This window comes from Salinisphaera sp., assembly GCF_035690525.1.
GTDB lineage: Bacteria > Pseudomonadota > Gammaproteobacteria > Nevskiales > Salinisphaeraceae > Salinisphaera.
Window position 1 is genome coordinate 22,438 of record NZ_DASSKM010000021.1, and the last position, 11,384, is coordinate 33,821.

Annotated in this window: 11 protein-coding genes and 1 tRNA gene; 8 read left to right on the plus strand and 4 right to left on the minus strand. The window is 65.8% G+C overall.

The annotated features are described in order from the left end of the window. Position 1: 1 nt before the first annotated feature. Positions 2-1,258: a D-tagatose-bisphosphate aldolase, class II, non-catalytic subunit gene (locus VFJ08_RS01405; RefSeq protein ID WP_324994393.1), complete on the plus strand. Its 1,257-nt coding sequence runs from the start codon at positions 2-4 to the stop codon at positions 1,256-1,258. A 37-nt stretch (positions 1,259-1,295) separates the two neighbouring features. On the opposite strand, the gene trmB is transcribed toward VFJ08_RS01405, so the two are convergent. Together trmB and thiS are read right to left on the minus strand one after the other, a co-directional pair. After that, positions 1,296-1,982: a tRNA (guanosine(46)-N7)-methyltransferase TrmB gene (gene trmB, locus VFJ08_RS01410; protein ID WP_324994396.1), complete on the minus strand. Its 687-nt coding sequence runs from the start codon at positions 1,980-1,982 to the stop codon at positions 1,296-1,298. A 52-nt stretch (positions 1,983-2,034) separates the two neighbouring features. Next, on the minus strand, positions 2,035-3,033 hold the full coding sequence (thiS, locus tag VFJ08_RS01415) for a sulfur carrier protein ThiS (RefSeq protein WP_349256928.1): 999 nt from the start codon (positions 3,031-3,033) through the stop codon (positions 2,035-2,037). A gap of 138 nt (positions 3,034-3,171) precedes the next feature. On the opposite strand from thiS, the gene VFJ08_RS01425 reads away from it, so the two are divergent. The 6 genes from VFJ08_RS01425 (at position 3,172) to VFJ08_RS01450 (ending at position 8,393) form a co-directional block, all read left to right on the plus strand. Further along, positions 3,172-5,223 (plus strand): AsmA family protein, encoded by a 2,052-nt coding sequence (locus tag VFJ08_RS01425; protein WP_324994398.1) that lies wholly within the window; start codon positions 3,172-3,174, stop codon positions 5,221-5,223. Between the two features lie 10 nt (positions 5,224-5,233). Continuing rightward, on the plus strand, positions 5,234-5,827 hold the full coding sequence (locus VFJ08_RS01430; protein ID WP_324994400.1) for an SRPBCC family protein: 594 nt from the start codon (positions 5,234-5,236) through the stop codon (positions 5,825-5,827). After that, on the plus strand, positions 5,824-6,894 hold the full coding sequence (gene mutY, locus VFJ08_RS01435; RefSeq protein WP_324994402.1) for an A/G-specific adenine glycosylase: 1,071 nt from the start codon (positions 5,824-5,826) through the stop codon (positions 6,892-6,894). The genes VFJ08_RS01430 and mutY overlap by 4 nt, the downstream gene beginning before the upstream one ends. Continuing rightward, entirely contained in the window at positions 6,891-7,163 is a 273-nt protein-coding gene (locus VFJ08_RS01440) for an oxidative damage protection protein (RefSeq protein ID WP_324994404.1), read from the plus strand. Before mutY ends, VFJ08_RS01440 begins: the two co-directional genes overlap by 4 nt. A gap of 75 nt (positions 7,164-7,238) precedes the next feature. Further along, positions 7,239-7,314 (plus strand) — tRNA-Phe (locus VFJ08_RS01445). A 269-nt stretch (positions 7,315-7,583) separates the two neighbouring features. Beyond that, positions 7,584-8,393, plus strand: coding sequence for a hypothetical protein (locus VFJ08_RS01450; RefSeq protein ID WP_324994406.1), 810 nt, complete (start codon positions 7,584-7,586; stop codon positions 8,391-8,393). A 175-nt stretch (positions 8,394-8,568) separates the two neighbouring features. Here the strand turns inward: VFJ08_RS01450 and VFJ08_RS01455 are convergent, their stop codons facing one another. Then, the gene (locus VFJ08_RS01455; RefSeq protein WP_324994408.1) at positions 8,569-9,108 is read right to left on the minus strand and encodes a hypothetical protein; all 540 of its coding nucleotides are present in this window, start codon (positions 9,106-9,108) and stop codon (positions 8,569-8,571) included. A gap of 65 nt (positions 9,109-9,173) precedes the next feature. Next, the gene (locus VFJ08_RS01460) at positions 9,174-10,034 is read right to left on the minus strand and encodes a hypothetical protein (RefSeq protein WP_324994410.1); all 861 of its coding nucleotides are present in this window, start codon (positions 10,032-10,034) and stop codon (positions 9,174-9,176) included. A gap of 254 nt (positions 10,035-10,288) precedes the next feature. Here VFJ08_RS01460 and proV point away from each other — a divergent pair. Beyond that, on the plus strand, positions 10,289-11,384 hold a 1,096-nt coding region (proV, locus tag VFJ08_RS01465), incomplete at its 3' end, for a glycine betaine/L-proline ABC transporter ATP-binding protein ProV (RefSeq protein WP_324994412.1).

Consider the following 11,384-nt stretch of genomic DNA (forward strand, 5'->3'; position numbering starts at 1 on the left):
CATGAAGAAACTGCTTGCCCGAAACCGCGCCGGCCGCCCCGTAGGCATCTGCTCGATCTGTTCGGCGCATCCGCTGGTGATCGAGGCCGCGCTGCGTTTCGATCGAAATACGGATCGCGAGGTGCTGATCGAGGCGACCTGCAACCAGGTCAACCAGGAGGGCGGCTATACCGGGATGACCCCGGTCGATTTCCGCGCCTTCGTGGAAGATATCGCCGCGCGGGTGTCTTTCGATACGCGCCGGCTGATTCTCGGCGGCGATCATCTCGGGCCCAACCCGTGGAAGCATGAACCGGCCGAGGCCGCCATGGACAAGGCCGAAGCGCTGGTCGAAGCCTATGCCGCGGCCGGTTTCTCCAAGCTGCATCTGGATGCCTCCATGGCGTTGGCCGGCGACGAGGAGCCGCTGGCGGCGGTGACCGTGGCCGAGCGCGCGGCCCGGCTGGCGGCGGCCGCCGAGCGGCGCGCCCCGGTCCCGGCGCGGCTGGCCTATGTCATTGGCACCGAAGTGCCGGTGCCGGGCGGCGAATCGGATGGGCTCGATCAGGTGGCGGTGACACGCCCGGCGCGCGTGGCCGAAACCGTGGATACCCACCGCGCCGCGTTCGCGGCACGCGGCCTGGACGACGCGTTTTCGCGCGTGGTCGCCGTGGTCGTGCAGCCCGGCGTGGATTTCGACCATTCCAGCACCATCGCCTACGATCCGGCCCAAGCATCGGCGCTGGTCGATGCGATCGACGACTACGACGGCCTCGTCTTCGAGGCCCATTCGACCGACTACCAGGCGCGTGGCGCGCTCGCCGCGCTGGTCGCCGATCATTTCGCCATTCTCAAGGTCGGCCCGGCGCTTACCTTCGCTTTACGCGAGGGCTTGTTCGCGCTGGCGGCGATCGAGGACGAACTGCTACCGGCCGAGTGCCGGTCCGATTTGCGCGCCGTGATCGAGGCGGTGATGGGCGCGGAGCCGGACGCCTGGCGCGGCTATTACCAGGGCGACGAGCAACGGCTTGCCGTGCTGCGTGCGTTCAGTTTTTCCGATCGTATTCGCTATTACTGGCAGCACCCGCGCGTTGCCCGCGCCGTCGATCGGCTGTTCGACAACCTCGAGGGTTTGCACGTGCCGGCCGCGCTGTGGCGGCAATACGCCGGGCATGAGTTCGCGCGCCTCGGCGCGACCCATATGGCCGCCGGCGATGTTGTCATCGACAAGATTACACAGGTGCTGGAGGACTATCGCCACGCCTGCGACCTACCATAATCCGCGGCGCCGGAAGACCGCGCCGCGGCATGACGATCTAACCTGGGCGGCGACGATAGGCCATGTCGTGCACGACATGGCCTTTTTTGATGCCGCGATTCTCGAAGCGGGTGTCGCGACGGGGCGGATCGCTCACGAAACCATCGCGATCGCCGACGTTGTCGAACGCCGCGTGCGCGTCGAGTACCGCGCGCATGTGCTCGGCATAATTCACCCAATCGGTGGCCAGCCGCCAGAGGCCGCCCGGTTTTAATACCCGCGCGATCTCGGCGGCGAACACGGGCTGCACGATGCGGCGCTTATGGTGGCGTTTCTTGGGCCAGGGATCGGGAAAATAGAGCAGCACTTCGTCGAGCGCGCCCTCGGCAAACGCCGAGGCGAGAATATCCACCGCGTCGTCGCAAAACACCCGGACGTTGCTCGCGCCGGCACCGTCGAGCGCACCGAGCAGGCGGCCGACGCCGGTGCGATAGACTTCGATGCCGATGAAATCGCGTGCCGGGTTGTCGATCGCGAGATCGGCCAGTACCTCGCCGGCGCCGAAGCCGATCTCCAGCGTGCGATACGCGTCGCGGCCGAATTCGGCGGCCCAGTCGATAGGCGCATCGGGCCGGCTCAGGCCGTAGCGCGGCCAGAGTTCGGCCAGATTCTTTTCCTGCCCGGGCGTGAGCCGGCCCTCGCGCTTGACGAAACTGCGGATGCGACGATGCGTGGGCTGGTCCACAGCCTGTCTCCGGGTTGTCGAACCATTGGCCGCGGCGGCCGGCGCGGGGCGTTCAGAACGGCCGATCGGACATCGGTGACGAGGCCGAGGCATAGCGCCGGCGCGGCATGCGGCCGGCCAGAAACGCCTGACGGCCGGCGATCACGGCATGGCGCATGGCCTGGGCCATCAGCACCGGCTTGGCCGCGCCGGCGATGGCGGTGTTGAGCAGCACGCCGTCGCAGCCGAGTTCCATCGCGATCGCCGCGTCCGAGGCCGTGCCCACACCGGCATCGACCAGCACGGGCACGCCCGCGTTCTCCACGATCTCGATCACGTTATAGCGGTTCTGGATGCCCAAGCCCGAGCCGATCGGCCCGGCCAGCGGCATGATCGCACAACAGCCGATGTCTTCCAGCCGGCGCGCGACGATCGGGTCGTCGCTGGTATAGACCATGACGTCGAAGCCGTCGGCGATCAGTTCCCGCGCCGCGACCAGCGTTTCGGAAACATCCGGATACAACGTCTTCTCGTCGCCGATCACCTCGAGCTTGATCAGATTATGGCCGTCGAGCAGTTCGCGGGCCATACGGCAGGTGCGCACCGCGTCTTCGGCGGTATAACAGCCGGCCGTATTGGGTAACAGGGTGTATTTCTCCGGCGGCACGACATCGAGCAGGTTGCGCGCTTCGCGCGCCTTGGGATCGGTCAACGCGGGTGTGCGCCGTATGGCGAGCGTGACGATCTCCGCGCCCGAGGCCGTGATCGCGGCCTCGGTCTGGTCCAGATCGGCATACTTGCCGGTGCCGACCAACAAGCGCGAGGCGAAGGTGCGCCCGGCCACGGTGAAGGCATCGGCAACCGAGGTGGCCTGCCCGCCGCCGATCGCGTGCACGATCTCGATCCGGTCGCCCGCCGCAACCGTGGTTTCGCCGCGCCGCTCGCGGGGCACGATTTCGCCGTTGTGTTCGATCGCGACGCGCTGCTCGCCGTAACCCAGCTCCGCGAGCAACTGTGACAGCGTGGCGCGTTCGGCGCATTCCTGGGTTTGGCCGTTAACTTGGATCTGCATGAGAATTGCCGGTTCGTTGGACGGGCGGCGGTGCCGTTTAGGACGGTAGAATAACGCGCAATGCCGGCTGGCTGCATAGTATTGGGCCTTCGGCGTGTCTGGTTTGGGACGAGCGCGCGCGGCGAGCGAAGAAATCGAATGAATACCTGGGTCAAGGTCGCCATCGGCATCGTGGCTGTCGTCGTGGTGCTGATCGCGGCGGCGCTGGCGGTGCTGCGTTTGAGTGTTCATCCCAATGCTTATCGGGCGCGCATCGATGCCGCGGTGACCGACGCGATCGGGCGCGATGTCGATATTGACGGGCCGATCCGGCTGTCGCTGCTGCCCTGGCCGTCGGTGCGCTTCGGCTCGGTGACGATTGCCAACGCCGACGGTTTCGGCGATCGGCCGCTGGCGCGCATCCATAACGGCCACGTCACGCTGCGCGTGCTGCCATTGTTCACCGGCCATTTGCGCCTCGGCACCCTGAATATCAACGGCCTCGATCTGGCGCTGGTCCGCCACGGCGACGGCCGCACCAACTGGCAAAGCATCGTGCACCGGCTTACGGCCGCGACTCCGGCCCCCGAGCGTGGACCGCACGCGGTCAAGAATCGGGCGGCAAGACCCGAACAGTTGCCGTTGCCGTCGCTCAAGATCAGCGCCCTGGAGATATCGGGCGCCGATATCCGCTACGACGATGCGGCCCACGCGCGTCACTACCGGCTGCACGACGCCAGCCTGGAAACCGGGCGCATCAGCAACGGCAGCCCGTTTCGGCTCGAGGCGACCGGCGATTTGAGCTGGCCGGGTTCCGGTTTCACGGCGGCGGTCTATATGGTTTCGCGCATCGAGCCGAATATCGCCGACCACTTCTATCGTTTTTCCGGGCTCAGCGTGAATGTGCTGGCGCGCGGACCCGCCGTGCCCGGCGGCGAACAGGAAGCCAATCTCGGCGCTTCGGGCAATCTCGATCTCCAGTCAGGCCGCTTCGCGCTGGATAACGTCAGCCTGCAAAGCGCCGGCCTGAGCATGACCGGCAACATCGACGGCACCGGGCTGAACGATCGGCTGACCTATAACGGCCGCATCACGGTGGCCGAGTTCAGTCCGCGCTCGGTGCTGCAACAACTGGAACTGCACCCGCCCGAGACCCAGGCGGGCTCGGCGCTGAGCACGGCCAGTTTCGATGCCCAGTTCGAGGGCGGCGCGCACGGCGTACGTTTCAAGCAGATCGCGGCCAAGCTCGACCAAAGCACGCTCAGCGGCAGCGTCGAGGTCCACGATTTCGCCGATCCGCACTACAATTTCGATCTCAACCTCGACACCCTGAACATCGACCACTATCTGCCGCCGGGCAGCGCGGCGCAGGCGCAAACCAGCCAACCCGCCCGGGCCGGCGGCGGCGCGGCGCAAAAGGCCGCCGAGTTCGATCTGGCCCCGTTGCATCATCTGCGTATGCGGGGCCGTCTGCGCGTGAGTTCGCTGATTGTGGCCAATCTCGAGGTGCGCGACGCCGTGGCTCGCGTATCGTCCGAAAACAGCGTGCTGCGCGTCGCGCCGCTGACCGCCGATCTGTACGGCGGCTCGCTGCGGCTGGCCGGCGCGGTGGATGCCGGCGGCGGCGAGCCGCAATACACCCTGTCCGGGCGTTTGCGCGGGGTCGCCGTGGAGCCGTTGCTGGTCGACACGGCCGGCAGCCACCGGCTCGAAGGCGATGCCGATGCCGATATCGATCTACACGCCATCGGCCGGCAGGTGGCGGAGCTCAAGCGCAGCCTCTCCGGTAGTGCGCGCCTGGCGCTGGATCACGGCCGGATCAACGGCTTCGATCTCGCCGGGCTGCTGCTCGCCGCCCGCGAAAGCGGCGACGGCGCGAGCCGGAATGACGTCGAAGACGAAGGCGCCACGGCGTTTCGGCGTCTTGGCGGGCGGTTCGTTATCGACAACGGGATGATCAGCAGCCGCGATTTCTCGATTCATGGCGCGGCCTTCACCGGCCACGGCCGGGGCAGCTACAGCCTGCCGGACAACCGGCTCGACTATACGCTGATGCTGAATATCGCGGCCGGCGCCGACCAACGCCTGGCGCCGTTGGCCGGGCTGTCGGTGTCGATGCGCGTGCAGGGCCCGCTGCTCGCGCCGTCGTATACGCTCGATATGCGTCGCGCCCGCAAGCCAACCGCGCGGCCCGCGGGCGCGGCCGGCTGATCGGACGTATATGCGGACCGGCACACGTTTACTCCGAAGCCGGCGGGTATGGCTCGTCGGCGGGCTGATTCTGACCGCCGGTGCGGCGCATGCGGCGAGCATCGAGCGTCTGCATGTCGACCACGAGCACGAAGCCTATCGCGTGACGGCACGGGTGCATATCGCCGCACCCGCCGGCCCGGCCTATGCCGCGGCGATCGATTTCGAGCGCCTGCCCGACTATTCGGCGATGATCGAATCCACACGCTTGATCGGCGCCGACAAGCTCGCCTCGCGTATGCGGCTGTGCGTGCTGTGGTATTGCAAGACGCTGCGCCAAGTCATGCGTTATCGTCTCGACCCGCCTAAGCGTATCGACATGACGGTGGTGCCCGGGCGCGGCGATCTGTCGTCGGGGAATGCGCACTGGCGCTTTAAGCCCGACGGCGAACACGCCACCGAACTGGAATTCCGGGCCCGTATCGTGCCCGATTTGTGGGTTCCGCCGCTGATCGGGCCTTGGGCGATTGCGCGGGCTCTACGCGAACAGGTCGTGGCCACCGCCACGGCAATCGAGCGCCTGGCGCAGCACCGCGACGATGCGAACGACAAGCCGACGCCATGACACACGCAATTCCCGAGCGCGCCCCCGCCCGCATCGACGCCAGGCTGTTGGCGTGGTTCGATCGCCACGGCCGGCACGATCTGCCCTGGCAGCATCCGCGCACGCCGTATCGCGTGTGGGTGGCCGAGATCATGCTGCAGCAGACCCAGGTCGCGACCGTGATCGATTATTTCAACGCCTTCATGGCGCGTTTCCCCGATGTGTGGGCGCTGGCCGCGGCCCAGGCCGACGACGTCATGGCGCGCTGGGCGGGGCTCGGCTACTACGCGCGGGCCCGCAACCTGCACGCGGCGGCGAAATGGATCGTGGCCGAGCATCGGGGCGCGTTACCGCGCGACGTGCAAACGCTGATGACGTTGCCCGGCATCGGGCGCTCCACCGCCGGCGCGATCGTGGCCCAGGCGTTCGGCGTCTGGGCGCCGATATTGGACGGCAACGCCAAGCGTGTGATCGCGCGTCTGGCCGCCATCACCGCCGTACCCGGCTCCGCGGCCTACGAAAAACCGCTCTGGCAACTCGCCGAGCGCTATACGCCGCACGAGCGCGTGTCCGACTATACCCAGGCGATCATGGACCTCGGCGCCACGCTGTGCACCCGGCGCGCGCCGAACTGCCCCGGCTGTCCGCTGGCGGCGGACTGCGTGGCCAACGCCGATGCGCTGCAGGCCGATATCCCAGCGCCGCGCAAGAAGCGCGCCCGGCCACGGCGCGAGACCACGTTGCTGGTGATCAAGGACGATGCCGGGCGCGTGCTGCTCGAAAAACGGCCGCCCGCCGGCATTTGGGGCGGGCTGTGGAGCTTGCCGGAGATCGACCCCGAGGCGGATATCGAAGCCGTCTGTCGCGAGCGTTTCGGTATCGCGGCCACCCCCGGCGCGGCGCTGGCGCCCATCGAGCACGGCTTCACGCACTTCCTGCTCACGCTGCATGCGCGGCGGGTGCAGTACCGGAGCACAGTCCGTATCATGGACGGCGATTTCGCCTGGTACGAACGCCGCGATCGGCCCGGCCTGCCGGCGCCGATCGCGCGTCTCGTCGATTCACCGCAACTCAAGTTGGGCTTATGAGCCGTACCGTGCACTGCGTCAAACTCGGTTACGAGGCCGAAGGGCTGCCGCGCCAGCCGCTGCCGGGGGAACTCGGCAAACGCATCTACGAAAACGTCTCCGCGGTCGCCTGGCAGCAGTGGCTGGTCGAGCAGACGCGCCTGATCAACGAATACGGGCTGCATCTGGCCGATCCCAAGGCGCGCGAATTCCTGGCCGAGCAGACCGAAAAATATTTCTTCGGCGACGGCGAGATCGCCGACACGCACTACGTGCCGCCGAAATCCTGACGGGCCGGGCGCCGGCGGTTGACCCGCGCCGCGCGTATCGGTTTAATACGCGTCTCGCCGCAACGGCGAGTGCGTGGCCGGATAGCTCAGTTGGTAGAGCATGCGACTGAAAATCGCAGTGTCGGTGGTTCGATTCCACCTCCGGCCACCATCTTTTTCAGGCACTTGCGGTGTGATCCGGCGCCGCGAGCAGCCGATTTGTCAAAACGCTGACGATCATTTCGTCGTCTTGACTGTTTTCACCTTTCCATCGTAAACGGCGGTTATTCGGGGCGATTTAACCGGCGCGTGTCCGTCCTTGATTTTCAAGTGCCTCGCAGCCGATGGCCGCGGCGAGTACGCGGCTCCGCAGTCTATGTGTTATCGGATTCTTAATCGCCTAAGCGCTAAAGTGTCGATCCACTTCGGGCCGAAGCATTCATGATTGCGCTGATCCATATCAAAAAAACCGCGGGCAAGACGCTCAAGCACATCATGCGCTGCGAGTTCGGTGTGGCGCATTGCGACGTCAAGCGCTGGCGCGGCAAGGGCGATGTGTTCGACGCGGCCGATCTGCGGCGCCTCAAGCGCATCAACCCGCGTCTGGCCTCGATCGCCGGCCATAGCGTGCGCAGCACCAGCGATCTCGATGCGGCCGAGCCGGATCTGCGCTTTTATACTTTCCTGCGCGACGCCGAGAAGCGCTGTATCTCGGAGTATCAGTACAGCGTGGCCCAGGGGCGCTGGCCGGAAGGATCGTTCGATCGCTGGGTGACGGATGCGCGTTATCGCAACGTGCAGACGCAGAGCCTGGCCGGCTGCGAGGACGCCGACGCCGCGATCGACCAAATCGAGCGGCGGATCGCCTTCGTGGGCCTGATGGAGCATTTCGACGAATCGCTGGCGCTGATGCAGGCGCATCTCGATCTGCCGCGGTTCACGCCCCTGCTGCGACGCGTGAACGCGGCGCGGGACAACCGGCTGCGCGATGCGCTGCTGGCAGACGAACGCGCGATGACGCATGTTCGCGGCGCCAATCGCGAGGACGCGCGGGTGCTGGACTATGTGCGGCGCGAGGTTTATCCGCGCCAGCAGCGTCAGGCGAACCGTGTTTCGGCCGGGGCGTCGGGGGCCGCGTCGGCCGGCGCGGCCGGGCGCCAGTTCAACGCCCGTTTCTTCGCCAACGGGCTGCATCGATACATGGTCTACAAACCGGCTGTCGCCGCTTATCGATTGTTCGCTTCGCGCTAGAGCATTTTTCGTCTTTTTTAAGTCATTTATCCGCAGATGAACGCAGATTTACGCAGATTGGATAAGCGTCAAATCAGCTTTCCAGCGGATGTTCAGGCTGTGTTCTTTTGCTAGAAAACAGTTACGACTATTAGCTAATAGTGCAAAATGCCATAGAACCTGTTGGCCGTGAGGCTCAGTCGCGGTCGGTGGCGCGATTGGCCAGCAGCCGCTGGCCGAGTGCGGCCGGGTCGTCGACCCCGAGCAGTACGTCGAAGCGCATGTTCGTGCGTACGTAGAGCATCGGCGCGTGCGCGGCCCGGATCACGAATACGAAACGATCGTTGTCGTTGCGCTGATACCAACCCACCCGGAAGCCGGGCAGGGCGATGCCGTTGCGCCAGGTCAGCGGCGGCCCGCGATCCAGGCGTTGTACGCTCATCACGCTGTCCAGCGGCACGCGTTCGTGGAATTCGCCGCCCTTGAGATGCATGGTGCCGCCGCGCAGCGTGATTTCATTGCGGGTGGTGATATACAGCGCCAGCGCGACGAGCGCGATCTGGCAGGCGAGCATGAAGCCCAGCAGGATCGCGACGACGGCGATGACGAACCAGCCCGGCAGCAGGTCCGAAAGCGCCAGCACGACGACGATCACCGCGATCGGCGCCAGACACAGCGCCCCCACCGCCACCGCGAAAGCGCGCCACGGCAGGGTACGGATCGGAAAGACGTGCATTAGGGCGCCTTGCCTAGCACGCTGGGCGGGGCCAACGCGGCGCTCGGACGAAGCCTCAACACGCCCTAGGCGAGCGCGGCCAGCCGGGCGCGCTTGGCCCGGCGCTTGCGGATACGGCCGTGGGTTTTCAACTCGGTATCGGTGCACCGGCGCAGCCGATCGATCCGTTCGTACAGCCGGATGAATTCGAAACCCTCGGCAACATCGTTGAGACCGTGGTCGCTCATGATATCGAGCACGCGCGCACAGCCGGGCGCATCGAGCCAACGGTCGGTGGTCTTGGCCAGGCCCTGGCCGACCAACGTGTCGGCGTGCCAGTTCTTGACGTCGATCGCGCAGATGCGGCCGGTATCCGCGCGCGCGACCAGATTCGGCGCGATCGGATCGCGGTAGTCGAAGCCGATGCGCAGCGTGGCGGGACGGCACGCCGTCGACCGCGCCAGAATCGCGTCATGCAGATCGTCGCCGAGCAGTCCGCTCTCGACCAGCCGTGTCAAATTGCCGCGGTGGGCGCCCCAGAGCCCGGTTTGTCCGATCGGCCGGCGATAGGAATGGCGGGCGGCGAATTCAGTGAAACAGCGCGCGACTTCCTGGCTGCAGGGGCTGACGAGGCGGTCGAACGGACGCCCCTCGATGTAGTCCATCCACAGCGCGCGGCCGTCGGCACGATGGCATTTCGGCAGGTGCTCGCTTGGCCCGAAGCGCTCCAGATTTCGCATCACCCGCGCTGCGGTCGCGGCGTGGTTGAACAGGATTTTCTTGTAGGCGATGCGCTCGCCTTCGAATACGAAGCGGACGTCGTAGTCGGCCCGCGACCAGCGCCCGAAAGCCCGTAGCGTCCGGCGTTTCGCCCGCTTGAACGGGCCGTAGATCGGGCGTTGTTTCAGGACGGCCGGGTCGGCAATCGTCGTTTCATAACATGGCATGGCGCACAACGCTAGCAAGCCCGCGCTCAGGTCGCGTTAGGGATATGTCAGATTTCTGTCAAGATTAGAAAATTTCACGGAAAATGATGTATTGCGCATATAGCTTGTCAGCCATTGAGTCGTATTGGTTTTGTGCAAAGTCGAGCGGGGTCAAAGCGTTGCGCGGACGCGGCCGCCGGGCCCGCGGCGCTGCAGTCTGGTGCGAAAGGTGCGTTATCATAGGGAATTACACCTACACGGCGCGAGGGGCGCGTTTGAACACCAAGCTGTCCGTAGAGCACGTCTACAAAATCTTTGGAGCGCATCCGAAGCGCGCGCTGGAGCGCGTGGAAAAGGGGCAAGGCAAGGATCAGATTTTTGCCGAGACCGGCATGACCGTCGGTGTTTCGGATGCGAGTTTTGAAGTCGAGGAGGGCGAGATTTTCGTCGTCATGGGCTTGTCCGGCTCCGGCAAGTCGACGCTGGTGCGAATGCTCAATCGCCTGATCGAGCCGAGCGCGGGCGCGGTCAAGATCAACGGCCGCGACATCACCCAGATGAACCGCCGCGAGTTGATCGATCTGCGCCGCCACGAGATCAGCATGGTCTTCCAGTCGTTCGCGCTGATGCCGCATCAGACCGTACTGGAGAACACCTGCTTCGGGCTGGCCACCGCGGGCGTCGGCAAACAGGAGCGTGAAAAACGAGCGCTCGAGGCACTCGACGCGGTCGGCCTCAAGGCCAACGCCGACAGTTATCCCGATGAGCTGTCCGGCGGCATGAAACAGCGCGTCGGGCTGGCCCGGGCGCTGGCGGTCAATCCCGGCATCCTGCTGATGGACGAAGCGTTTTCCGCGCTTGATCCGCTGATCCGCACCGAGATGCAGGATGAGCTTCTGCGGCTGCAGTCCGAACAGGCCCGCACCGTGGTGTTCATCACCCATGATCTGGACGAGGCCATGCGCGTGGGCGATCGGATCGCGATCATGCAGAACGGCCGCGTCGTGCAGGTGGGCACGCCGGAAGAGATCGTGCGCAGCCCGGCCAACGATTATGTCCGTTCGTTCTTCCGCGACGTCAACGTCGGTCACGTGTTTACCGCGGCGGACATCGCCCGGCGCGATCAGGTCACCGTGATCGAGCGGGCCGGCTCGAGCGTGCGCGCCGCGTTGTCGCGTCTGGACAAGTACGATCGGCCGGCCGCCGTGGTGCACGACCGCAATCGCCGGTATCTGGGCACGGTCAGCGCCGATTCCCTCGAGGCCTGCATCGAGAAACTGTCCAAGCGCGACGACGGCAACATCGAGCATGCCTTCGTCGAAGGCGTGCCGGTGGTGACATCGACCACGCCGTTGACCGAGCTGCTCGAGC